The organism is Methylobacterium sp. Leaf93 (genome assembly GCF_001422345.1).
GTDB classification, from domain to species: Bacteria; Pseudomonadota; Alphaproteobacteria; order Rhizobiales; family Beijerinckiaceae; genus Methylobacterium; species Methylobacterium bullatum.
This window is the reverse complement of sequence record NZ_LMMS01000023.1, coordinates 161,943-185,343: the sequence shown is the minus strand read 5'-3', so window position 1 is coordinate 185,343 and position 23,401 is coordinate 161,943. Positions and strand designations below refer to the sequence as shown.

Sequence of the window (23,401 nt, the reverse complement as noted above, 5' to 3'; positions counted from 1 at the left end):
GGTGCGTTCGACCCGACCAGGAGTGCTGCACGTGCTGACCTACACCAAGACACAGGATTCGAACGTGGCCGAAATCGTCGTCGACGGCCAGATCACCGATCAGGACATGAACACCGTCATCACCGCCATGCAGGCCGACCTCGACAAGGGCGGCAAGCTCAAGCTGCTGGAGGACGTGCGCGAGTTCAAGGGCATGGAGCCGGCGGCCTTCTTCAAGGATGTCCGCTTCGGCCTCGCCATGATGAAGGGTGTCAGTCACGTCGCCCTGGTCACGGACGCGTCCTGGCTACGCATGGTTGCCGACACGTTCGGCAAGGTCTCGCCGGCCAAGATCAAGACCTTCGACCGCGCCCATATCGACGAGGCGCGGAGCTGGCTCGCTGCCGCCTGAGGAAGCCTAATCGGCCTGGGCGGTGCGCGTGGTTTGACGCCGCGCCGTCCAGCGCCCCGAGCAGAGCGGGGAAACCTTCCAAGTGCCACTGCCCGAACGGGCGTCGAGCCGGCCGGAAGCCGCACCGCTTGCGCCGCCATTCGAGACATTGAGCCCCACCGTTCCATCGGTGCCGACGCGACCGGTCATCGTCGCACGGTCGGCCGACGAGATGAGCCGAACCTGACCGTCCTGGACCGAGACCGAGTAGCTGTAGCGGCTGTCGCAGATGCCGCTCTCGGTTACGAGCTCGACGGACCACGCACCATTGAAATTGCCGCCCTCGCGGCTGACGGCCGGTTGAAGGTGAGCGGATAAGAGTCCGGCTCCGAGCGCCAGCACAGCCACGAGTTTCGACATGTTTCCCCCTGAGTTGAGATAGTTCACAGATTCCCACGGACAGCCTTTCGGCGCTCTTGAGAGGAATCCTGCGTTCTGTGAGTTGTTGGATTGTATAGATCTAGGATGCTCAGGGCAAATTTATGGCATCGGCTAAGTTAAGCTTTGCCGTTGCGATGTGGAGATGGTGGCGAATGCTCGAGCGAGATGTCGAGCGGGAGCGTGCAAATCGGGCGCGGTGTGACCTGGCGCGCAAACTATAGCCAAACCGGGATCGCTTCGATGTTGGCAATGCTTCGGTGCCGGGCGATGGCACCTCAAATCAACGCTCGTTTCAACGATCGAAATAGGCCTGCAACGCGTCGCGGTCCTGCGTGATCGGGAGCGCGAGGAGGGCCAGCACGCGGGCCTTGTCCGCCGACAGGTCGTCGGCGAAGACGGCGCCCTCCGCCTTCAGGGTGCTCCCGCCGCCGGGGAAGCCGTAGACGGGCAGGGCACGGCCGTTCTCTAGTTTGGTGGCGATGATGATGACGACATCCTGGGCGATGGCGCTCCTGATCGCGTCGAGGAGCGCGGCATTGACGTTGCCCATGCCGAGGGCGGCCACCACGATCCCTTCCGCGCCGCTCTCCACCGCATGGCGGATCTGGCTGCCATCGGCACCGGCATACATCGCCACGATGGCGATTCTGGCGAGCCGCTCGGGCAGCGGCAGGGTCTGCCGTCGCCGGGGCGACCGGCGGATCACCACGCGATCCTCGTCGATAGTGCCGAGATAGCCGGTCTCGCCCGAATGGAAGGTCTCCACGTTGTGAGTGTGGGTCTTCCTCACCTCACGGGCCGCGTTGATCGCGTGATTGAGCGTCACCGTCACGCCAAGGGATGCGGCGGCGGGCGTCAGGATCTGGCGTACCGCATTGAGGAGGTTGCGGGCTCCGTCACTGTCGCGGTCGGAGGCGTTGCGCTGCGCGCCGATGACCACGACCGGCTTGTCGCTGCGCAGCGTCAGATCGAGGAAATAGGCGGTGGTGTCGAGGGTGTCGGTCCCGTGCAGCACGACGACTCCGGCGATGTCGGGATCGGCGAGCAATCCCTCGACGGTCCGTGTCAGCGAGGGCCACAGGTCCGGGCCCATCTCCGCGCTCGGAATGTTGGAGAACTCCGTCACGGTGATCCGCGCGAGCTTTTCCAGGCCCGGCGCGGCGGCGACGAGGTCGGCTCCGGACAAAGCCGGCACCGGTGCATGGGTCACCGGGTCGGACTTCATCGCGATGGTGCCGCCTGTGGCGACGATGGCGACGGTGGGGAGAACGAGGTCCGTCACCGTTCGCCTCAATCGTTCAGGGGCCGTGCCTCTTCGGGCAGCATGATTGGGATACCGTCGCGGATCGGGTAGGCGAGCTTGGCCGAGCGGCTCACCAGTTCCTGGCGGACGGAATCGTATTCTAGCGTCTGCTTGGTCAGGGGGCAGACCAAGAGTTCGAGGAGCTTGGGGTCGACGCGGGTGGCTTCCACGCCGGTGGGGATTTCGTCGGTCATCGTCATTGTCCTCGGGTCGCGGCTTCACTGCAGGGTCGGCTCGGACCCCGATCCGCGCACCAACTCCATCTCGGTCACCGCAATCAAGACCTCAGCGCGGGTCTTGAGGTCGGCCGCCTCCAGCATCGCCTGTTTTTCGCGCGAGCCGAACGGGCTCATCATGCAGAGCGCGTTGACGAGGGCCTCGTTGGGCGCCTCGTCTATGCCCGCCCAGTCGACCTTGAGGTCGTTCACCTCGACGAAGTCCTTCAGTGCCTTGAGGACGCCTTCGCGGTCTACTGCGTCTTCGCCCGCTCGCGGTTCGAAGTCGCTGAGGAAATCGTCGTAGGAGACCTGGCAGCGACGGTAACGGGTGGTGGTCGCGAGTTCGCCTTCGACGCGGAACCGTGCAATGCCAGTAAGCGAGATGAGGTAGCGCCCGTCGCCGGTCTCGGCGAATTGGGTGATCCGGCCGAGGCAACCGACGCGAAAGAGCTTGGGCGTCATTGGCGACGATCCGCTTTCCACGTCGGGCTGGATCATGCCGATGACGCGATCGGTCCTCAGGGCGTCATCCACCATGGCGAGGTAGCGCGGCTCGAAGATGTTCAGCGGCATCTGTCCACGGGGCAGGAGCAGCGCGCCGGGCAGTGGGAAGACCGGGATGACGCCGGGGCAGTCGCCCGGTCCCTTGTAGCCCGCATGGGTGCTCATCGCGTCTCTCCGCCCCGGCGTTGATGCATCATGCGAAGACCAGCGTCGACAGTCGCCGCCGACCCCGGATCGAAGCCTTGTCCATGAGGCCCCAGGCCTCGAAGAACGTCAGGAGCTGCTTGCGGGCCGCCCCGTCGTTCCAGGTCTTGTCCTGCCGCTCGATCTCGATCAACTCGTCCACCGCCTCGTCGCGCTTCCCGAGACCGTTGAGGCCGAGAGCGAAATCGAACCGGGCCTGGAAATCGGCGGGATCGGCGGCGATGCGCTTCTGGAACACGCCGAGATCACCGAGGGAGGCCGCCTGTTCGGCGAGCTCCACCGCCGCGCGGATGCTCGCCAGAGCCGGGTCACCGGCCTTCTCTGGCGGCGCCATGTCGAGAATCTGGCGCGCGTTGGCGACCTCGCCGGAATCGAGTTGGATCTTCGCGAGGGCAGCCAGGGCCACGAGGTTCTCCGGCTCCTGCCCGAGGACGGCGGCATAGAGTTCGGAGGCGCCTGCCATGTCGCCTTCGCCGAGGGCCGCTTCGGCCTCGGCCATCATCGCCTCCACCGGCGTCGGGCCGGCGGGACCTGCGAGCCTGGCGATGAATTCCTTGATCTCGCTTTCCGGCAGCGCCCCGACGAACCCGTCCACGGGACGTCCCTTGTCGATGGCGATGACGGCCGGGATCGATTGCAGCCCGAGCTGCTGGCTGATCTGCGACCAGATCGCCGGATTCTCGTCGATATTCACCTTGGCGAGGATGACGGCGCCCTTGGCGGCGGTCACGGCCTTCTCCAGCAAAGGAGTCAGCTGCTTGCAGGGGCCGCACCATGTCGCCCAGAAATCCACCAGAACCGGCTGCTGCAGGGAGGCAGTGATGACCTCGTCGCGAAACGTCGCGGTGGTGACGTCCTTGATGAGGTTCGCGGGACCGCCGGCGGGGCTCGCCCCGGCGGTGGAAACGTCGTTCAGCATGCCATCCTCAACTCTCGCACTCGGATCGACGGAACGGATGCCGCCGGTGGCCGATCAGATTTGTCCAAGCCCTAGATGGGCGCCCCGGATCAACTGGACCAGAGCGGTACTCGGGCTATTCACACCATCCCGGCCTCTAAGCGCTTCGGCCGTCTCGCAGCACCACCGCCTCAGGGTTTCGGCGCGCCGGGGGGCGTTTTCGCGTCCGTGACGAAACGGGCTTCATAGCGTCCCTTGGCCGAGGTCGCCTCGCAGGTGATCGCGGTCTTGCCTTCCTGCGGGTTGCTGAAGCTGCACGACCCGACAGCCGCTAGCGGTCCGCGAACCACGCCTTCGTCGGTCTTCTCGCCGGGAACGACGAGATTGATCGGCTGCAAAGCGTCGGTTTCCTCTGTCCGCTCCTGCTGTGCCCCACTGCCGCTGAAGCTCAGGGAGCGGCCGTCCCAGGCGGAGAAGTCGAAACTCGTCCGGTTGCGGGACACGGTGTTCATCATCGTGTCCTTGCAGTTCTGGGTCACGTCCAATCCCGCCACGATCAGCTTCTCGCATGTGCCCTCGAGCTTGATCGCAGTCTGGGCGCCCGCAGGACTTGCCAAGGCGACAAGGACGGGAAGGATGAGGGCGGATGGTGTCTTCATAGCGCTGATGTATGTCCGTCGTCGGATCTGTCGAGGGCAATGTCGCGAAGGTCGCGGCCTCATGTTCCGAAGCGTAACGCCCTGTCGTTGGGAGCGTCGAGATCGAGCTCTGGACCTTTCGGCACGATCCCCGTCGGATTCAGGCTCGGATGACTCCCGTAATAGTGCTGCTTGATGTGGATGAGGTTCACCGTGCCCGCGATGCCGGGCAGGGTGTAGAGGTCGCGCAGGTAGTGCGAGAGGTTCGGATAGTCGGCGATCCGGCGCAGGTTGCACTTGAAGTGCCCGACATAGACCGGATCGAACCGCACCAGAGTGGTGAACAGGCGGATGTCGGCCTCGGTCAGCGTCGCGCCGCACAGGTAGCGGGCCTTGCCCAACCGCTCGTCGAGGGAATCGAGTTCGGCGAACAGGGCGTCGAAGGCTTCCTCGTAGGCGTCCTGGGTCGTCGCGAAGCCGGCCTTGTACACCCCGTTGTTGACGGCATCGTAGACGCGGGCGTTCACCGCATCGATCTCGCCGCGCAGGGCTTCCGGATAGAGGTCGGGTCCGGTGCCGCCGAACGCGTCGTTCAACATGCGGATGATCTCGGACGATTCGTTCGAGACGATAGTGCGGCGCTGCTGGTCCCAGAGGACGGGGACCGTGACGCGACCGGTGAAGTCCGGCACTGCCTTCAGATAGACCTCGTAGAGTCGGTTCGCGCCGTTCACCGTGTCGGGTGTGGCGCCCGGTGAATCGCTAAAGACCCAGCCTTCCGATCCCATATGCGGATCGACCACCGAGACCGTGATCGCCTCCTCCAGCCCCTTCAGAGCGCGCACCATGAGGGCGCGGTGCGCCCAGGGGCAGGAAAGCGAGACGTAGAGGTGATAGCGGCCGGCCTCCCCGCGAAATCCGCCCTCGCCGGACGGGCCGGGCTCGCCGTCGGCGGTGACCCAGTTGCGGAACTTGGCATCCGTTCGCTTGAACCGGCCGCCGGTGTCCTTCGTGTCGTACCAGGTATCCTGCCAGGTGCCGTCGACAAGCAATCCCATCCGTCGTCTCCCACCAGACCCGCCGATAGCGAGATGAGCCATGTGTGGCTTGTCGGAAAGAGCAAAATAGCGGGAACAGGTCTGCATCCGCACGGTTTGCCGGCGATGAGTACCTTGCCCGACGCGCCCACGGCCGATCCGCTGATCCTTACCCTGGAGATGGACCCGGAGACTTTCTGGCATTTCGACGGGTTGAGACGGCGGCATTTCCCGCAGAAGCTCAACGTTATCCCGGCCCATGCCACCCTGTTCCACCACCTGCCGGGCCGGGAGGAGGAGGGGATCGCCGCGACCCTTTCCGAACTCACGGCGGAGCGCGAACCGGCGGAGGTCGCCGTCACCGAACTTCGCTTCATGGGCCGCGGCGTCGCCTTCGCCCTCGCCTCCGACGCCCTGTCCCGGCTTCGGGACGAGATCGCCCGGCGTTACGCGGATGTTCTGACCGCACAGGACCGGCAGGGATGGCGGCCCCACGTCACCGTCCAGAACAAGGTCGCGCCGGACGTCGCCCGCACCCTGCATCATACGCTGGAGCGTGATTTCGAACCGTTCAGCTTCACTTCGCCGGGGCTGATCCTCTGGCGCTACCTTGGCGGGCCGTGGCAACAGCGGGGACGCTTCGCCTTCGGGCGGCATCGATGATCGAGGGACGACGAACCGATGACGAAGACAGCAGCATGAAGGCGCCGCTCCCGACCTATCTCCAGCATCCGCTGTTCAGCCACGCCACGGCCCTGTGGCTCCGCCTGCGCCTCAACGAGGTCGGCCCCCTCGTGGCACTGCTGGGCGTGAGCTTCCTCGGCTACGCCTTCTTCTTCCTCGCCGACGAGGTCGGGGAGGGCTCCACCGAAGCGCTCGACCGCAAGATCCTGCTCGCCCTGCGCAACCCCGCCGACCTGTCGGACCCGATCGGGCCTCGCTGGCTCGAGGAGACGATGCGCGACATCACGGGACTCGGCAGCGTCTTCACCATCACCTTCGTGACCCTGAGCGCGGTCGCCTATCTGGCGCTCACCCGGCGGCACCGCATCGCCGCCTTCGTGCTGGGCGCCATCGGCGGGGGATTGCTCGTCTCGACGGTGCTGAAGATGTTCTACCATCGGCCGCGGCCGGATCTCGTCCCCCACGGCATGGACGTGTTCACCGCGAGCTTCCCCAGCGGCCACGCGATGATGTCGGCCATCGCCTACCTCACCCTGGCGACATTGCTGGCCCGCGTGGACCAGAACCGTGCGGTGAAGGTCCTGATCCTCCTTCTCGGTGTCGGGATGACGCTCATCGTTGGGGTGAGCCGGATCTATCTCGGTGTGCACTGGCCGAGCGACGTGCTCGCCGGCTGGTGTATCGGCGCGGCCTGGGCCTCCCTGTGCTGGTTCATGGCGCTGATCCTTCAGCGAAGAGGCGAGGTCGAGTCCCCCGATCCTCCGCCGGGCTGACCTTGCCCGAAGGTTTTGTTGGCAGAGTGAGTCCGGCGGGCGGCGCGAGGGGAACGCTCTTCACGCGATCCCATCGTGAACTGCCCCTTGCCGCATTGCGGCCCATCGCTGCCCTAACCTATGGTCCCGCCGATGAAGCTCACCGTGCCCGAACCCGACCTGCCGTATCGGCCCTGCGTCGGCATCATGCTGATCGCTCCCCGGGGGAGCGTCTTCATCGGCCGTCGCCGTCAGGAGGCGGGGCCGGAGCATGTGCAAGGAGACCGCGCCTGGCAGATGCCGCAGGGTGGGATCGATGAGGGCGAAGATCCTCTCGCGGCGGCCCTGCGGGAACTGCACGAGGAAACCAACGTCTCGGCCGGTTCGGTCGTACTCCTCGGGGAGACACCCGGCTGGCTCGCCTACGATCTGCCGCCCGCCGTACTGAAACAGGCCTGGAAGGGCCGGTATCGCGGACAGACGCAGAAGTGGTTCGCTTTCGGTCTCGTCGGGGACGAGACCGAGATCGACGTGCTTTCACCCGGCGGCGGCTTGCACAAATCCGAGTTCGATGCCTGGCGTTGGGAAGAGATGGACGGGTTAGCCGACCTCATCGTGCCGTTCAAGCGGCCCGTCTACAAGTCCGTGGTCGCCCAGTTCGCAGTCCTTGCCGGGTGGAGCGAGCAGGCGCAGAGGGCTGCCCCATCGCGATGATGCGATTGTGGTGGATCCCCATTTCCCTGATTCTGTCGTGGTTCGTCTACACGCTGACGCCGTTCTGGATGCTCTATGATCTGGCCTCGGCGGTGCAGGCACGGGACGTCGGGTATGTCGAACGGCACGTCAACTTCCGCATCCTGCGCCAATCCATGATCCGTCAGATCTCGGCCGCCGCCTCTCAGCCGAGGGGCGAGGCCGGTGCCGAGGTCGAGCTCTCGCGGGATCGACAGAGACTGATCGAAGCCGCGGCGGCCCTGGCCGAACCTCTGACCGAATCCCTTGTGACGGCACAGTCGGTCATCGATCTCCTCGATGACGGCATTCCGCAATCCCTCGATATCGGCCTCCGCGGCGGCGATGCCGCCGGTTCCGATGCCGAGCACAGGAGCGACGTTCCCGCCGGATTGAAGATCGACACCATCTCTCGGCTGATTCCGTACTACCTTTCCTCGGAGATGCGGGGATTCCGCACCCTCGTCATCGCCGTGCCTCCCGAAGCGTCGCGGTCGCAGCGGTTCCGCCTGCGCCTGCGCCTGCGGGGGTGGTCGTGGCGGCTGGTTGAGATCGAACTACCGAGCGACCTGCGTAACCGCATCGCCAGCAAGGTAGCCCGCGTCCGCAATCATCCGGACCAGGATGCCGTACCGCCGCCTACCCCGCCCTGAGCAGTTTTACACCCGACGACCTGCGACACTCCGAAGACTTGAGCGGGGGATGACATCGGGCTCGCGATGCGCGGGAGCCCCTCCAAACCGTGGGGACCGCGCGCTGAAGGTCGCGCGGTCCGATTCTCAATGCACCGTGTCGGGGAGCCGTCGGTTGGTGAAGCGGGCATTGCCGAGGCCGGTGCCGATGGTGAGGACGCCCCATCGCGCGACGCCCGTCATGTCCGACATAGCCGAGAGGCCCTGCACCACGGCATCGTTGTGCATCAGCACCATGGTGTCGTGATCCCCGATGGTGGGAATGGCTTCCACCAGCCGTTCGGCAAGGTTGAAACGACTGCTCTCCCAATCGCCGGGCAGGTTCTGGCCACCGCGTTCGATGGTCCCGTCGGCGGCGATGACGCCGGGGCACCCGACCCCAATGAAGGGCGCGAGTTTCAGGCGCGAGCGCTCCGCCCGCGAGATCAGGTCGTTCAGCATCGCGATCAGGCGGTCGACCGCCTCGTCGCGGCTCGGGGCCGGATCCTCGTCGCGGTGGCGCCAGAGCTCCGAACGCCAGATCTCTGCGCGCGACAGGTCGGCGGCTTTCTTCAGGTTGGTCGTAACGACTCCCGCCCGGATGTTGCTGCCCCCGATATCGACGGCGAGCAGGCTGTCGTACCCGGAAAAGATCCAGGACGGCGCCAAGTGGACGGCCCCGATCAGCCCTGCCTCGTCCGGGTGGTGACGGATCGGTTCGAGGTTCAGGTTGAGACCGCCGGCACGGAGGATCACGCTGGCCCGGTCGATGGCGAGCCGTCCGGCGAGGCTGTCGCTGAAACCGCCCCCGACGACGATGCTCTGGGTATCGCGCCACCCTTTCTGACGCAGGAAGCGCCGTACGACCGTGGCGAGTTCCTGCGCGAATTCCTCGATTGCGCCGAAGACCACGCCGGCGGCGAGCGGGGCACCGTCGATCAACAGGTCGTCGAGGCGCCGCTTGCTGAAATCGTGGCTCGGCTTCGTGCCGAGCGGGTCGGGACCGAGCTTGCGCAGCTTTTCGCGCCAATCCTCCACGAGATCGCGGAAGGCCTTCTTCGATACGCGATCACCGATGAAGCCCTCGCCGTTCTTCAACTCGATGTTGTAATCGTCGAGGGTGACCGAGGGCAGGTCGTTCGACGCGTGGGAGAGGCTCGATCCGCGCGTTGCCGTATCCGTGCCCATGCTCGATCGATCCTTTCAGAGTGAGGGAAATGCCGACCGTCGAGATCCGGCCGCACTGGCCCGCCGCGTGGAGTTCGGCATGGCCAGCGATGCAAGCGTTCTCGCCCCGCGAGTGTTCCGTCCGAGACGCATTCCAGCTTTTGCGAGCGTGGTCACTTCGCCTTGGCGGGGGCGGCCTCGGCGGGGGGAGCCTTCGGCTGGCGGGCTTCCATGAGATCCTCCGCCTTCTCTTCGTCGGTATCGCCGCTCTGCTCGATCGCCCTCTCAGGGTTGGTGGCCAGCGCCTTGATGATCGCGACGAGGCGATCGCATTCGCCCTCGTACTTGTACGTCTCCAGGATGATCGCTGCGTCACGCAGGGTGCGCAGGTCGCGCACCGCCTGCTTGTTGGCGGTTTCACGAAGCTCGGATTTGCCAGCGATGGCTTCCTCGAGCTTCGCCCCCTTCACGTCGCACGCGGCCTTGGCGTTTCCTGTCGTGTAGGCGCTGAGCGTCGTGGCGCAGAGGACGAGAGCGGTGGCTAGCAGGGTGCGCATGGGGGATGGGGCTCCAGGAGGAATGGGGCGCGGTTGCGCTCAGGCGTAGTGGGGGAAACGGCGCAGGAGGCCGTTGGCGAGGGCGATGAGCTGGCTCGGGCGATAGGGCTTCGGCACGAAGATTGATTCCGCCACCGCATCCGCCTGCGAGAGGCTTCCGCGTCCTCCCGACGTGTAGATGACGGGGAGGTTCGGACGCAGGCGCCGCGCCCGGCGGGCAAGGGAGAGGCCATTGGTGTTGCGGGCCAAATCGATATCGGTGAAGAGCAGGTCGACGCGTTCCCGCGCCAGGATGTCTTCGGCCTCCTCGGCATCGGCGGCGCTGAGAACGCGGTAGCCTTCGTCCATGAGGGCTTCGACGGCCAGTTCGCACACCATGGCTTCATCCTCCACCACCAGGACGGTTTCGGATCCGCGGACGGAGCCGAAATTCGGCAACGCGAAGGCAGCGTAAGCGACAGGGATCATGACGCAACTCCAACTCACCCGGCCTGGAATGACCATCCCGACGCCGGATCGTCACACCAACGGGGCTCACGGCTTCGATGTTCGATCCCGTTCATTCGAATTGCGCAGACTTGGTAAGCAATGCCTTAACCCTACCGGCCCGGTGCCGGTCGTCCCGGGACGGACCACAGCGTCCAGGCATCGCGCGTTGCAATGAGCCGGTCCCTGTCATGAGCCGCAACTGGCATCTCGGCTTCGGCTTAATCCTCACGGCCCTCGCGGGCTACGTGGACGCTCTCGGGTTCATCCGACTCGGTGGCCTGTACACCTCGTTCATGAGCGGCAACACGACCCAGCTCGCCGTGGCGATGGGGCACGACACGCCCCTCCTGGCGATTCTGCCGGCCCTTCTCATCTTCGCCTTCTTCCTCGGAAGCCTGTGTGGGGGCGGGCTCTCGGCCCTGACCCCGGCCCGGTGGAGCACTCCGGTGCTTCTCGGCTTCGAGACCGTCCTGGTATCCGGCGCCTATCTCACGGCGGTGGAGGACCCGAGCCCAGGCCACGCCTCACTGCTTCTCGCCCTCGCCATGGGCGCACAGAACGCCGCTCTCGCCCATGTCCAGGGGTTCCGGGCCGGCACCACCTTCGTCACGGGGGCGCTGTTCAGCACCGGGCAGAAGCTCGCTTCGGCCCTCGCGGGGCGCGGACCCCGCTTCGGCTGGGTGGGCGATGGCGTCGTCTGGCTCGCGCTGCTGTGCGGTTCCCTGCTCGGGGCGGTCGCCTATGGCCGCCTGGCGTTGTATGCCCTCGCCATTCCCGCCGGCATCGCCGGTTGTCTTACCCTGGTCGCTATTGTGATGACGGTGCTGAAATCGGCGCCGGATTCCGCATCCGCGTCCTGAGAGGTTCTTAGCCGATGAGCGCCAGCGCTCCCTCACTCGTCGATCATGTCGTTCCGCTGGAGTCCGGTGCCCATGTGTCCGGGGCCGTCTGGCTGAAGGACGTCCTGGCCCTGGCCCTGGGCGACGGCGCCGTGATGCTGGTCGGCCCCCACGAGACGCGGCGCGTGGAGGCTCACCCGGATGCCGGTATCCTGGTGGCCTCGGGCGATGGACGGCGGATCGTGACGGGCGGCGACGACGGCCGCATCGTGGCGGTCGCGGCCGATGGCGACATGACCGAGGTGGCGACCGCCAAGGGCGGGGCCTGGATCGACGCCCTGGCGCTCCATTCCGATGGCGCCATCGCCTATGCGGCCGGCCGCAACGTCGTCGCCCGCGATGCCAAGGGCCGGGAGAAGGTCTTCGCCGCGCCCACCACGGCGCGGGGGCTCGCCTTCGCGCCCAAGGGCTACCGCCTCGCCGTGGCCCATTACAACGGTGCCACCCTCTGGTACCCGAACCTCGAGACCGCACCCGATTTCGTGGAATGGAAGGGTTCGCATCTCGACGTGACCTGGTCGCCGGACGGCCGCTTCGTGGTGACGACGATGCAGGAGAACTCGCTGCACGGCTGGCGCCTCCAGCCCGACCGGGGCCACATGCGGATGTCGGGCTATCCCGGCAAGGTGCGCTCGGTGAGCTGGTCGGGGGACGGCAACTGGCTCGCCACAAGCGGCGCGGAAGCCGCCATCATCTGGCCGTTCGATTCGAAGGAAGGCCCCACCGGCAAGGCGCCGCGCGAATGCGGCATCCGCCCGGCCCGCGTGACGCGGGTGGCGTTCCACCCCAAGGCCCTGGTCCTCGCCATCGGCTACGAGGACGGCTGCATCCTGCTCGTGCGCTTCGCCGACGCCTCGGAACTGCTGGTCCGGCCCGCCACCAAGGGCGGAGCGATCTCCGCCCTGGCCTGGGACGGGCGCGGCGGCCGGCTCGCCTTCGGCTGCGCCGGCGGCATGGCCGGCATCCTGACGCTGCCGGGTTGAGGCGGCGATGGCGCTCCTCGGCTTCGGACGCCGGCGCGAACCGGCCGACGATACCGCGCGCCGCCGGGTCGAAGAGTGGATCCGCGCCCTCGTCGAGCCCGGGACCGTGGTGAAGGTCAACGAGATCCTGTGCCCGGACCCCTCCTGTCCCGGCCTGGAGACGATCGTCCTCGTCATGAGGCCGGGGCGGAAGACGCAGGCCGCGAAGGTGCCCAAACCCCTCGCCGAGGTGACGCGGGCGGAGGTGGAAGCCGCCTTGGCGGACCTCCCCTGATCGTTCGGGAACCGCAACGGAGCGGCCCCTTCGTGCGCCATCCGACCGTCCGGGAACCGCCACGGAGCGGCCCTTTCGTGCGCCATCCGACCGTTCGGAATCGCCACGGAACCGCCCTTTCGTGCGCCTTCCGACCGTTCGGGAACCGCCACGGAACCGCCCTTTCGTGCGTCATCCGACCGTTCGGGAACCGCCATGGAGCGGCCCCTTCGTGCGCCATCCGGCCGTTCGGGAACCGCTACGCGGCTCGGCCTTTTGTCTGACGACGTGTTGAGGGATGAATCGTGCTGCGTGTGATCCGGACCCTTGGCCTCGCCCTCGGAATCCTAGGCGGCATCGTCGCCGCCCAGGGACCCGAATTCGCGCAGCAATATGCGCAGCGGCTCGGGGGCACCCTCGACGAGTTGCGACGCTCCATCGCCGCCCTCGACGCGGATGCCGCCGCGAGCGGGACCAACCGGCAGGGGGCCGTCGAGCGCCTGCGCGGGAACGGCGACGCCCTGGTGGCCCGTCGCGGGGAAGCGGCCCGCGCCGATATCGAGCGCTTGCAGCGTCTCGACGCCCAGAAGCAGGCCCTCACCGAGGCGGGCGGCCCCATGGGCCGTTTCGCCGCGCTGCTGCGCGACCCCGACATGGCGCTGGCCCGCGCCACCTACCAGGATTACGTGCCCGCAGTCCCGGCGAGTGCCGACGGGATCATCGCCGGATTCCTCGGCTTCCTGGCGACCTGGGCGGGTTGGCGGGTGCTGACGGATGTCGGCCGGCGCCTGGTTCCGAGGCGGCGGCAACCGAAGGCCGCGTGAAGGCAGGCGGCGGAGGACGCACGGGTGTTGCACGACATCTACAGCGCGCACCGCCTCCCTGCACTACGACTCGACCGGTAGCGCACGGGCGGACTCGTGGCGCCGTCGAACGGCTGCAATCGCACCATGGCCCGCGCGCCCACCTCTCGACCCTCCATCGATCCGGCCCTCGACGCGGCGGCCCTGCTCCGGCGTGTAGGGTTCTTCGGCCTCTTCGTCCTGCTCCCCGTGGCGGCGCAGGTGGCCCGGCGCGCCACCGTGATCCTGGCGCCCATCGCCATCGCGCTCATCGTCATCGCCAGCGCCATCGACGGCAAGCAGCGGCCGCTCCGGGTGACGGCGACCCGGATGCTGACGTCCACGGCCTTCCTGGCGGGGGGGCTGGTCGTCCTCTGGTCGGCCCTGTCCCTTGTCTGGACGCCGTTCCTCGGACCGGCAACGGAGCGCCTTCTGAATCTCACGGCCACCATCCTGATGACCCTGGCCGCCTATCTCGCGCTGCCGGACCGCATGCGCTCGGCCAACCTCTACCTGCTGCCGCTGGGCGTCATCGCCGCGTCCATCGTCTCCATCGTGTTCGGGCTGTTCGGCGACACGCTCCTGCGCACCATGCCGGAGGACCAGAGTTCGGCGGATCGCGGGCTGACGGTGCTCGCCCTGCTGGTCTGGCCCTCCGTGGCGTGGCTGCGCTCGCGCGGGCGTGATCTGGAGGCCCTCGGAACCGCCATCCTCGTGGCCCTGGCCCTCTCGATCTCGCCGAACATCACCCAGATCCTGGCGCTCGCCGTCGGCGCGGTGGCTTTCGCCCTCACGACCTATCGCCCCCTCGTCGGCGTGCGCGCGGTTGCCCTCGTCTGCGGCGGCCTGCTGGTGAGTGCGCCGTTCCTGCCGTTCATCGCCCGGCCCATCGGCATCGTCGCTTTGGGTCCGACGGCGCCCAATGTCCTCACCATCAAGGCGTGGCAGAAGGTGGTGACCACCGAGCCGGTCCGCCTCGTGACCGGACACGGGTTCGAGACCGCCTCGCGCGGCCGGTTCGTGAACCTGCTGCCCGGCAACGCCCCCACCACGATGCTGTTCGAACTCTGGTACGAACTCGGGATCGTGGGCGCCTTCGCCGCGGCCTTCGCCCTCCACGCGGCGATCCTCCATAGCGGCCGCTCGGCCACCGCCACCGCCCCCGGCGCGATCGCACCCGGAGCGATGGCGGTCTTCGCCAGCGCCTTCACCATCGCCTGTATCGGCGTCGGCCTCACGGTGATCTGGTGGGTGACGACGCTGACCGTCACGGTGCTCGTCTTCATCGCCGTGGAGCGCGGGCAATTCCGCACCCGTCGCCCGAAGGCCAGCCTGCTCAGACCTCGCGCGGTGAGCCCGCGTCCCGCCAACGACGATTGACGGAACCGGACGGGCTCATCCAGATCTCACTCGTCCGCCGCCGACTCGATGGCGGCCATGTCGTCGTCGGACAGGCCCATATGGTGGCCGATCTCGTGGATGAGGACATGGGTCACGAGATGCCCGAGGGTCTCCTCGTGCTCGGCCCAATAATCGAGGAGCGGCCTGCGGTAGAGCCAGACCCGGTTGTGCCACTGCCCGGTCGCCACCTCGCCACCCTGCGCCAGGCCGACGCCCCGGAACAGGCCGAGCAGGTCGAACTCGCTCTCGCACTCCATCTCGCGGAGCGTGGCGTCGTCGGGAAAATCCTCCACGTGGATCGTCACGCCTTCGCACAAGGCGAGGAACTCCGGCGGCAGGCGGGCGAGGGCATCGCGTGCCAGGATCTCCACGTCGTCGAGGGACGGCGCCTGGAGATCGGCCCAATTCCGGGCGGGAGCGTTCATCCGAGGACCGGGAGGACCCGGTCGCCCAGGAACGCGGCGAGATCGTTGGTGATGTGGTCGATATGCGGCTCCTTCACCGCCTCCTGCTCGAAAGCCTCGCGGAACGGATCGATGGTGCGGGGCACGACGAGGACCGTCGCCATTCCGAACTCGTGGGGCACGACGAGATTGCGGGCGATGTCCTCGAACAGGGCCGACCGGCGCGGATCGACATCGTGCCGAGCGAGGAAGCGCTCGTAGGTGGAGCGTTCGGGCTTCGGCACGAAGTCGGCGGCGGCGATGTCGAACACGTCCTCGAAATGGTCGAGGATGCCGAGCTTGGCAGCCACGTTCTCGGCATGGCGGCGGGAGCCGTTGGTGAGGATCAGCTTGCGGCCCGGCAACTGCTCGATGGCATGGCCCAAGGCCGCGTCGAGGCGGATCGTGGAATGGTCGATGTCGTGGGCGAAATCGAGGAAATGATAGGGGTCGACATTCTCCTCCACCATCAGCGCCTTCAGGGTGGTGCCGTAGCGATGGTAGAAATGCTTCTGCAGCGCCCGTGCCGAGATCCCGTCCAGCCCGTAGAGCTGCATGACGTACAGGGTGATCCTCTCGTCGACCTGTGGCCAGACGAGGGCGTCGCTGGGATAGAGCGTATTGTCGAGATCGAACACCCAGGTGTCGACGCTCGAGAAGCCACGGGAGCCCGCGCTGGAGAGATGGCTTTCGCCGGGAAGGAACAAGGTGGCTGAACGGGGTTCGAGGCGGCGGGAACGGTGCAGGACCGGTATGGCCACCAACGGTTACGATGAAATTGCGCCCTGCGAAAGGAAGCTCGGCCATTCGATCGGGGCAATCGCTCGATACGCTCGCCTCGGTTGTCGCGCTGGCCTCGATCGCCGGGGCGCGCCGGCGCGGGATCGGGCTTTCGCTTCGCTCGAGGCTTGTCGGGACGTACGTCCTGACAAGGCCGCGCCGGAAAGCCGCTCACACGGCTTCAAGCGATCGCCCTGGCCATTCGATCCCTCCCGATGACGAAACTGCCGTTTCGCGTTCCCGTGCCGTATCGGCCGAATGAAGGCGATGGTTCGAAGGAAAGAGTAGGACTATCGCAACGTTGATCAGCGTAATGTACATCGCGTAACGTCCATGACGCAGCGTCGATCGACGCCATCGGCAGGACGGATAACGTCGGCTTGCTTTCCTGGATGGTGCGACGTGCAAGATCGGGCACACGACCGAGGCGACGAGGAGCGGAATGATGCCATCGAGGCGGATTCCACGCATCCGAGCGATGGTGATCCGGAGCCACATCTCGACGCCGTGTGCCGCACCGCGTCGGCCCTGTTCCGCGTTCCCATCGTCCTCGTCCCCCTCGTCGATACCGAATTTCCCGCGCTGAAGGCGGGATCGGGTGCCGCGGGGGCGATGCCGGGTTGGTCCGATGCGTTCGCGGGGCAGGCCATCGCCGGCGAATCCAGCGGGCCGGTGGTGATCCCCGATCTCCTCGCCGACCCTAGATTTGCCGACCATCCCCTGGTGACGGGTGGACTTCGAGCCCGGTTCTACGCGGGCGTGCCCCTCACGCTCCGTTCCGGGCACAGGACCGGCACGCTGTGCCTCATCGACACCGTCTCGCGTCCGGATTTCACGGACGAACACCTGGTCCAACTCGAGGATCTCGCCCTCATCGTCGCCGGGCACCTGCACCTTCACCGCGCCAATGCGGAGCGCGAGGCTGAGCTGCGCGAGCGCCTGCGCGTCACGACCATGCTCACCCGCCGCGAAGCCCATCTCGAAGCGGCCCTGGCATCTCAGCGCCTGGCCGAGGAGATCGCGGGGTTCGGACATTGGCGCATCGACGTGGCCAAAGCCTGCGTCGAATGGTCGGCGGGGATGGCGCGGATCCATGGCCGCGCGCCCGCCGATCTCACGCGCATCCCCCTCGACGACCATCTGGGCTTCTACCATCCCCAGGACCGGGAGCGTGTCCGCTGGCATCTCGACGACACCGTAGCGGGGTCGGGGGCATTCGCGCGCGACACTTACGAGCATCGGTCGCGGATCGTCCGACCCGGTGGAGAATGCCGGGTGGTCGCCGAGCGCGGAATCGTCGAGCGTGATCCGGACGGGGGCATCCGGGCCATCTCCGGAATCTGCCTCGACGTCACCGAACTGGCCCGATCGGACCAGCACCTGCGCGAGACGACGGACCTCCTGCGCGTCACCCTGGAGAGCATCGACGAAGGCCTCGTCATGGTCGATGCGGACGACCGGGTCAGGGTCCATAACGAGCGCCTCAACCTGCTCCTCGACCTGCCGGAGGGCATGCTCCACGACGGAGCCCCCTTCGACGACCTCCGCCGCCACATCGCCGAACGGGATGGTTCGCTGCCGGCGACCCTGGACAGGCGGGGCCGGGACGGGAAACGCGATCACGGCGAAGCGGGCGCCAGCGGCGAGCACCTGCAGCGGGATGGGACGCTCCTCGAACTCTGCGGCGTGCCACTCGCCGACGGCAGCACCGTCTATACCTTCGCCGACATCACCGCCCGGCATAGGGCCGAACGCTCGCTTCGCGAGAGCGAGGCATCCTACCGCCTGCTCGCCGACTTCCTGCCCCAGATGGTCTGGATCACGAACGACCGCGGCGACACCACCTACTGCAACCGCCATTTCGGGCGCTACTACGAGCGGCCGCTCTTCTCCCTCAAGGAGCGGGTCGAGTCCTGTCACCCGGACGATCGCAGCCGCATCCGTGGCGATGTCTGCGACCGCCACAAGGCATGGCAGGATTACGATTTCGAGGTTCGCATCCGCCGCGCCGATGGCGTCTACCGCTGGCACAAGGTCAGCAAGCGCCCCATCCGCCTCCTCGACGGCCAGCCCGGATGGCTCGCGACGGCCTTGGATATCGACGACATCATCACCGCCCGGAACGCGCTGGAACGCACCGGCGACCTGCTGCGCCTCGCCCAGGACGCGGCGGAGGCGGGGGTCTGGGAATGGGACGTGGCCTCGGGCCGGATCTGGCAGTCCCAGGAAAGCGCACGGATGCAGGGATTGCCCCTCGATGGGGCGGATCCGGCCGCCGGCCTCGTGATGACCATGACGGAGTGGGAGCAAAACCTTCCGGCAGAGGATCTGGTTCGGGTCCGGGCGGAGGCGAGCCGGGCCATCGCGACACGCACCAACCACAAGGTGGAATTTCGCGTCCTGCACCCGTCGACCGGCGAATGCCGCTGGTTCCAAGGATTCGGCCAAGCCGTCCTCGACTCGGAGACGGGCGAGGTCCGCCGCTTCGTCGGCATGAATCTCCACATCACGGCCCGCAAGGAGGTGGAGCAGCGGATCGCCCATCTCGCCTGCCACGACGCCCTCACCGGGCTGCCCAACCGGTCGATGTTCCACGACCGCTTGGAACAGGCCCTCGGCTCGGTGCGGAACGGCGGTCGCGGGATGGCGGTGCTCTGCCTCGATCTCGACCGGTTCAAGGCGATCAACGACACGTTCGGACATCTGGCGGGTGACATCCTGTTGCAGCTCGTCGCCGAACGCCTGCGCGATGTCCTACGGCCCTGCGATATCGTCTCCCGCCTCGGCGGCGACGAGTTCGGCATCATTCTGGTCGATCTCAGCGGGCACGACGAGGCTGTCGAGGTCGCCCGCAGGGTGATCGACGCCATCGCGCTGCCGGTGAAGCTCGACGGGCACCTGGCCAATATCGGGATCAGCATCGGCATCGCCCATGCCCCCTCGGACGGACTCGAGGCCGATCCCCTCCTGAGGCATGCCGACCTCGCACTCTACCGGGCGAAGGCCGCAGGGCGGAACACCGCCCGCGTCTATGAAGCCAGCATGGATGCGGCGATCGAGGAGCGGATCAAGCTCGAATTCGAGCTGCGCGAGGCCATGCTCCGCCGCGACCTGACCCTGCACTACCAGCCGGTGGTCGACCTCGCGACGGACAGCGTGAGCGGCGTCGAAGCACTGATGCGCTGGCCCCATCCCACCCGCGGGATGATTCCGGCTTCGACCTTCGTCGAGATCGCCGAGGAAACCGGCCTGATCGTCGAACTCGGGAACTGGGCTCTGCGCGAAGCCTGCCGCGAGGCCGCGTCCTGGACGCATTCCGCCCGGATCGCGGTCAACGTCTCGGCGATGCAGTTTCGCGAGCCGGGCCTCGAAGAATGCGTGATCATGGCCCTGTCGGCGTCGGGCCTCGCGGCGGACAGGCTGGAGTTGGAGATCACCGAGAGCGTCCTCATCCAGGACACCGAGGCGGTGATCGCCTGCCTGCACCGCCTGCGCTACCTCGGCGTCCGTATCGCCCTCGACGATTTCGGGACCGGCTACTCCTCCCTGAGCTATCTGCGGCAGTTCCCGTTCGACAAGATCAAGATCGACCGCTCCTTCATCCGTGAGATCGCCGACCCGGACACCGCCGCCATCGTGCGCGCCATCGTCGGGCTCGGCGAGAGACGCGGAACGACGATCACGGCGGAGGGCGTCGAGACCCGGGCGCAGCTCGATCTCGTGCGGGCGGAGGGCTGCAACGAGGTCCAGGGCTTCTTCTTCAGCAAGCCTGTTCCCGCACGGGACTTGTCCGGCGTCGTCGCCAGGCTGTCGCGCGCCGAGAGGGCGGCCTGACCGACGGGACGGCGCGGATTCAGCCGCCGAGGCTGGCGAGATAGCCAGGAGCGAGGCGCAGGCCGAGGGGCAGGTTCGAGACCGGGGGCGGGGTCCGGATGCATTCCTCGAGGAATCCCATCGTGTTCCCGATGATGGCCTCGGAGAAGGGCTTGGCGATGACGGCCACCGCGCCGGCGAAGTCGTCGTGGAAGCGGCTCGCATTCGCGGTCAGGAAGACCAGCATCATCGCGGGCTCGTCCGCCAGATCCTTCGCCACGTCGAGGCCGGAGGAGCCGCCCTTCAGCTGCAGGTCGATGAGGACGATGTCGGGCCGGGTCCGGCGGGCCACCGCGACGGCATCCCTCGCGGACACGGCCGTGCCGACCACCTCGTGCCCCGCCTCTTCGAGCAGGATCTCGAGCTGCATCACGATCAAGGCTTCGTCTTCGACGACGACGATCCGGAGAGGTTCGGTCACATCGACTCCCTGTGGCCCGTCCCGCCGCGGGGCAGGCGGATCTCGATCCGCGTCCCGGGATTGGCCGGGTGCCAGGCGATATCGGCATTCAGCTGGCGCACCAGACTCTCGATCAGGCGCTTGCCGAAGGTGCGGCCGCCGACGACGTCCACCGGCATGCCGATCCCGTCATCGGCGATGGTGATGCGGATTTCCTCGCCCTCGGGCTTCACCGAGACCAACAGCCGGCCGCCCGCGTCACGGGGGAAAGCGTGCTTGAGGGCGTTGGTCAGCAGCTCGTTCATCACGAGGGCGACCGGGGGCGCCTGTTCGACGGCGACCTCGACGGAGACGAGGTCGACGTCGAGTTCGATCTCCTGCCGCCCGGAGCCGCGCACCAGATCGACGGCGAGTTCCTGAGCGAAGGCGGCGACATCGAAACGCTGGACGTCGTTGGACTGGTAGAGGCGCTTGTGCACGGTCCCGAGAGCCTCGACGCGGGCCAGCATGGACTTGAGCGAGGCCTTCGCATCCGGGTCGGTGATGGTCCGGGTCTGCAGGGTGAGCAGCGAGGCGATCATCTGGAGGTTGTTCTTCACCCGGTGGTCCACCTCATGGACCAGCATGGTCTTGGCCGCCAGCGCCTCGGTGAGCTCCCGCGTGCGCTTTTCCACCTCGCGCTCGAAATGGATCTTCTCGTTGCGCGTCTGCATGAGCGCATCGATCCGGTCCGTCACGTCGAGCTGCGACGCGAAGAAATACACGGTCTCCCCCTCGTCACTGGTCACGGGGCTGACATAGAGGGCGTTCCAGAACTGGCTGCCGTCCTTGCGATAATTGAGAATGTCGACGGCCACGTCGCGCTTGGCCGCGATCGCGTCGCGGATCTTGCGCACGGCGTCGGGATCGGTCTCCTCGCCCTGGAGAAGGCGGCAGTTCCGCCCCATGACGTCGGCGCGGCTATAGCCGGTCATCCTGAGGAACGCGTCGTTGACGAAGACGATGGGATTGTCGTCTTGCCGCGGATCGGTGATCAGCATCGCCATGCGCGTCGCGCGGATGGCGGCCGCGAAAGGATCGCCCCTTCCGTGCTCGGCCCCCAATCGGTCGGTGAGGTGCCAGGCGTCGTCCGCTTCCATCATGCCTTCCCATGCTGCCCGGCGCATCTTGCGGCCAGGGCGAAAGTCTTCGGCGAAGAGGCTCCGCCGTCCCGTGGATCCGTCTCACGTCGTCATGACGTTGAACCATGCAACGCGATGGGCGAGACGCGACGTCGTTGTGAATTGATGTCAACCACATAGAGGGGGACATCCAATCGACAAGCTTCGGTGTGCCGCATCGTTCCAGTCGTTCAGTGGTGTTTGCGCGGAACGTGTGTCGGAACACCGTCCGGAGACCGTTGCTGATCCATCACGCGCTGCGCCGATCGGGTCGGCCTGCACCGGCGACGATTGTCTGTCCTTACCCGGAACGGTAGAATGGCCAAGCTCGTTATCGTTGAGCTTGACGCTCCGTACGCCGGTGGCGATGCAGGTCGAACGCCAGGATCACGCCGTCATGTCGACATCTCGCCGGTTCGGATGGGTCAAGGGCGCGGCCGCGCTCGCCATGGCCGCGCAATTGGCCGCCTGCGGCTCGATCCCGCGCGTGGCCTACACCGCCGACCAGGCCTCGGCGGCGGTTCCGGCCGGTATGGATCTCAGCGTCCGCGCCTATGCCGACGCGTCCGAGAGCACCTTCACAGAAATGGTCGCACGGCCGGAACGCTCGAAGCGGGCCTTCGCCTATCTCGCCCTGTCGGGCGGCGGCGGTGACGGAGCCTACGGCGCCGGCATCCTCAACGGCTGGTCGGAATCCGGCAAGCGGCCCGAATTCGCCCTCGTCTCGGGGGTGAGCACCGGCGCGCTGATCGCGCCCTTCGCCTTCCTCGGCCCGGCCTACGATTCCACCCTCACCGACATCTATACCAGCGGCGTCGCTTCGACCCTCGTCCAATCGCCGAGCGTGACCAACATCGTATTCGGATCGGGCCTGTTCGGGGACGGCCGCCTGCGCGACCTCGTGCGCCGCTACGTGACGTCCGATCTCCTCGCCGCCATCGCCGAGCAGCACGCCAAGGGGCGCCGTCTCCTCGTGGTGACGACGAACCTCGACTCCCAGCGTGCAGTCATCTGGAACATGGGCGCCATCGCCACCAATGGCGGGCCCAACGCCGTCTCGCTGTTCACGGATGTGCTCACGGCCTCCGCCAGCATCCCGGCCGTATTCCCACCCCAGCTCCTCGACGTGCAGGCGGAGGGCAGGGCGTTCCAGGAAATGCATGTGGACGGGTCGGTGGTGACGCCGGTCTTCACCCTCCCGCAGTCGTTCCTGCTGCGGGACGGCCGCCTGCGCACGGCGGGCAAGGCCGATATCTACGTCATCATCAACGGGCGGCTGGAGCCGGAATTCGACGTGGCGCAGAACAACACCCTGTCCATCGTCGAGCGCTCCTTCACCACCGCGAGCCGGGCGCGCAGCCGCGCGACGCTGGCAGCCACCTATGCCTTCACCCGCGGCAACGGCATGGGCTTCAACCTGACCTATATCGACGAATCCGCGCCCAACACCACGACGGCGCGAGGCTTCGATACCGCCTACATGCGCCAACTCTACGAGAGCGGGCGGGAGACCGGCCGGGCTGGTACGTTCTGGCGCAAGAACGTGCCCACCGCCCCGCTGGTCAAGGCGATCGCCGCCGGCGTCGAGCGGAACTGACGGGCCGGCACCATCCCCCGGCGGGGTGGTGCCCTGCGCGGCCCGCCCTCGCGCTCGTTGCTGCACTGCGATAGGAGGAGGGACATCCTCCCGTGTGGCCACCGG

At 67.0% G+C, this 23,401-nt stretch carries 26 protein-coding genes; 12 read left to right on the top strand and 14 right to left on the bottom strand.

The features are described 5' to 3' along the window. Positions 1-31: 31 nt before the first annotated feature. Positions 32-391: an STAS/SEC14 domain-containing protein gene (locus ASF26_RS12615; protein ID WP_056254862.1), complete on the top strand. Its 360-nt coding sequence runs from the start codon at positions 32-34 to the stop codon at positions 389-391. 6 nt (positions 392-397) lie between these two features. Here ASF26_RS12615 and ASF26_RS12610 read toward each other — a convergent pair whose 3' ends face one another. The 7 genes from ASF26_RS12610 to ASF26_RS12580 form a co-directional block, all read right to left on the bottom strand. Further along, positions 398-790 (bottom strand): hypothetical protein, encoded by a 393-nt coding sequence (locus ASF26_RS12610; protein WP_056254304.1) that lies wholly within the window; start codon positions 788-790, stop codon positions 398-400. 313 nt (positions 791-1,103) lie between these two features. Further along, on the bottom strand, positions 1,104-2,093 hold the full coding sequence (locus ASF26_RS12605) for an asparaginase (protein ID WP_056254301.1): 990 nt from the start codon (positions 2,091-2,093) through the stop codon (positions 1,104-1,106). Positions 2,094-2,101: 8 nt separating this feature from the next. Further along, positions 2,102-2,308, bottom strand: coding sequence for a Trm112 family protein (locus ASF26_RS12600; protein ID WP_056140807.1), 207 nt, complete (start codon positions 2,306-2,308; stop codon positions 2,102-2,104). Between the two features lie 24 nt (positions 2,309-2,332). Continuing rightward, entirely contained in the window at positions 2,333-3,001 is a 669-nt protein-coding gene (locus ASF26_RS12595) for an LON peptidase substrate-binding domain-containing protein (protein WP_018045219.1), read from the bottom strand. A gap of 28 nt (positions 3,002-3,029) precedes the next feature. Continuing rightward, on the bottom strand, positions 3,030-3,959 hold the full coding sequence (locus ASF26_RS12590) for a co-chaperone YbbN (RefSeq protein ID WP_056254297.1): 930 nt from the start codon (positions 3,957-3,959) through the stop codon (positions 3,030-3,032). 170 nt (positions 3,960-4,129) lie between these two features. Then, on the bottom strand, positions 4,130-4,597 hold the full coding sequence (locus ASF26_RS12585) for a hypothetical protein (protein ID WP_056254295.1): 468 nt from the start codon (positions 4,595-4,597) through the stop codon (positions 4,130-4,132). Between the two features lie 59 nt (positions 4,598-4,656). Further along, positions 4,657-5,634 carry a glutathione S-transferase family protein gene (locus ASF26_RS12580; protein ID WP_056254291.1) on the bottom strand — a complete coding sequence of 326 codons (978 nt, stop codon included), beginning with the start codon at positions 5,632-5,634 and terminating at the stop codon, positions 4,657-4,659. A 105-nt stretch (positions 5,635-5,739) separates the two neighbouring features. Here ASF26_RS12580 and ASF26_RS12575 point away from each other — a divergent pair, with 105 nt between their 5' ends. From ASF26_RS12575 to ASF26_RS12560, 4 genes are all read left to right on the top strand, one after another. Continuing rightward, on the top strand, positions 5,740-6,276 hold the full coding sequence (locus ASF26_RS12575) for a 2'-5' RNA ligase family protein (RefSeq protein ID WP_056254289.1): 537 nt from the start codon (positions 5,740-5,742) through the stop codon (positions 6,274-6,276). 35 nt (positions 6,277-6,311) lie between these two features. Beyond that, the gene (locus tag ASF26_RS12570) at positions 6,312-7,070 is read left to right on the top strand and encodes a phosphatase PAP2 family protein (protein WP_018045214.1); all 759 of its coding nucleotides are present in this window, start codon (positions 6,312-6,314) and stop codon (positions 7,068-7,070) included. Positions 7,071-7,190: 120 nt separating this feature from the next. Next, on the top strand, positions 7,191-7,763 hold the full coding sequence (locus ASF26_RS12565) for an RNA pyrophosphohydrolase (protein ID WP_056254286.1): 573 nt from the start codon (positions 7,191-7,193) through the stop codon (positions 7,761-7,763). Continuing rightward, positions 7,763-8,434, top strand: coding sequence for a DUF2939 domain-containing protein (locus ASF26_RS12560; protein ID WP_056254858.1), 672 nt, complete (start codon positions 7,763-7,765; stop codon positions 8,432-8,434). Before ASF26_RS12565 ends, ASF26_RS12560 begins: the two co-directional genes overlap by 1 nt. Positions 8,435-8,560: 126 nt before the next feature. Here the strand turns inward: ASF26_RS12560 and ASF26_RS12555 are convergent, their stop codons facing one another. The 3 genes from ASF26_RS12555 to ASF26_RS12545 all read right to left on the bottom strand — a co-directional run bounded on the left by ASF26_RS12555 (position 8,561) and on the right by ASF26_RS12545 (position 10,644). Then, positions 8,561-9,640 (bottom strand): ROK family protein, encoded by a 1,080-nt coding sequence (locus tag ASF26_RS12555; RefSeq protein ID WP_056254282.1) that lies wholly within the window; start codon positions 9,638-9,640, stop codon positions 8,561-8,563. Positions 9,641-9,792: 152 nt separating this feature from the next. Beyond that, positions 9,793-10,176 (bottom strand): hypothetical protein, encoded by a 384-nt coding sequence (locus ASF26_RS12550; RefSeq protein ID WP_056254280.1) that lies wholly within the window; start codon positions 10,174-10,176, stop codon positions 9,793-9,795. Between the two features lie 39 nt (positions 10,177-10,215). Beyond that, the gene (locus tag ASF26_RS12545; protein WP_018045209.1) at positions 10,216-10,644 is read right to left on the bottom strand and encodes a response regulator; all 429 of its coding nucleotides are present in this window, start codon (positions 10,642-10,644) and stop codon (positions 10,216-10,218) included. A 209-nt stretch (positions 10,645-10,853) separates the two neighbouring features. Here ASF26_RS12545 and ASF26_RS12540 point away from each other — a divergent pair, with 209 nt between their 5' ends. The 5 genes from ASF26_RS12540 (at position 10,854) to ASF26_RS12520 (ending at position 15,022) form a co-directional block, all read left to right on the top strand. Continuing rightward, positions 10,854-11,525: a YoaK family protein gene (locus ASF26_RS12540; protein WP_056254276.1), complete on the top strand. Its 672-nt coding sequence runs from the start codon at positions 10,854-10,856 to the stop codon at positions 11,523-11,525. Positions 11,526-11,539: 14 nt separating this feature from the next. Further along, positions 11,540-12,547, top strand: coding sequence for a WD40 repeat domain-containing protein (locus ASF26_RS12535; protein WP_056254274.1), 1,008 nt, complete (start codon positions 11,540-11,542; stop codon positions 12,545-12,547). A 7-nt stretch (positions 12,548-12,554) separates the two neighbouring features. Continuing rightward, positions 12,555-12,821 carry a hypothetical protein gene (locus ASF26_RS12530; protein ID WP_056254270.1) on the top strand — a complete coding sequence of 89 codons (267 nt, stop codon included), beginning with the start codon at positions 12,555-12,557 and terminating at the stop codon, positions 12,819-12,821. 284 nt (positions 12,822-13,105) lie between these two features. Then, positions 13,106-13,624 carry a DUF2937 family protein gene (locus tag ASF26_RS12525; RefSeq protein WP_018045205.1) on the top strand — a complete coding sequence of 173 codons (519 nt, stop codon included), beginning with the start codon at positions 13,106-13,108 and terminating at the stop codon, positions 13,622-13,624. Between the two features lie 126 nt (positions 13,625-13,750). After that, on the top strand, positions 13,751-15,022 hold the full coding sequence (locus ASF26_RS12520; RefSeq protein ID WP_056254267.1) for a hypothetical protein: 1,272 nt from the start codon (positions 13,751-13,753) through the stop codon (positions 15,020-15,022). Positions 15,023-15,048: 26 nt separating this feature from the next. On the opposite strand, the gene ASF26_RS12515 is transcribed toward ASF26_RS12520, so the two are convergent. Further along, entirely contained in the window at positions 15,049-15,468 is a 420-nt protein-coding gene (locus ASF26_RS12515) for a metallopeptidase family protein (protein WP_056254265.1), read from the bottom strand. Beyond that, positions 15,465-16,193 carry a pyrimidine 5'-nucleotidase gene (locus ASF26_RS12510; RefSeq protein WP_056254262.1) on the bottom strand — a complete coding sequence of 243 codons (729 nt, stop codon included), beginning with the start codon at positions 16,191-16,193 and terminating at the stop codon, positions 15,465-15,467. Before ASF26_RS12510 ends, ASF26_RS12515 begins: the two co-directional genes overlap by 4 nt. Before the next feature lie 475 nt (positions 16,194-16,668). Here ASF26_RS12510 and ASF26_RS12505 point away from each other — a divergent pair, with 475 nt between their 5' ends. Next, a complete protein-coding gene (locus tag ASF26_RS12505; protein ID WP_056254258.1) occupies positions 16,669-20,100 on the top strand; it encodes an EAL domain-containing protein in 3,432 nt (1,143 codons plus the stop codon). A 19-nt stretch (positions 20,101-20,119) separates the two neighbouring features. Here ASF26_RS12505 and ASF26_RS12500 read toward each other — a convergent pair whose 3' ends face one another. Further along, positions 20,120-20,560: a response regulator gene (locus ASF26_RS12500; RefSeq protein ID WP_056140216.1), complete on the bottom strand. Its 441-nt coding sequence runs from the start codon at positions 20,558-20,560 to the stop codon at positions 20,120-20,122. Beyond that, positions 20,557-21,681, bottom strand: a complete 1,125-nt coding sequence (locus tag ASF26_RS12495; RefSeq protein ID WP_056254253.1) for a PAS domain-containing protein — start codon at positions 21,679-21,681, stop codon at positions 20,557-20,559. The genes ASF26_RS12500 and ASF26_RS12495 overlap by 4 nt, the downstream gene beginning before the upstream one ends. Positions 21,682-22,096: 415 nt before the next feature. Between ASF26_RS12495 and ASF26_RS12490 the strand changes: the two genes are divergently transcribed. Then, a complete protein-coding gene (locus tag ASF26_RS12490) occupies positions 22,097-23,296 on the top strand; it encodes a patatin-like phospholipase family protein (RefSeq protein ID WP_200925923.1) in 1,200 nt (399 codons plus the stop codon). Positions 23,297-23,401: the final 105 nt, after the last annotated feature.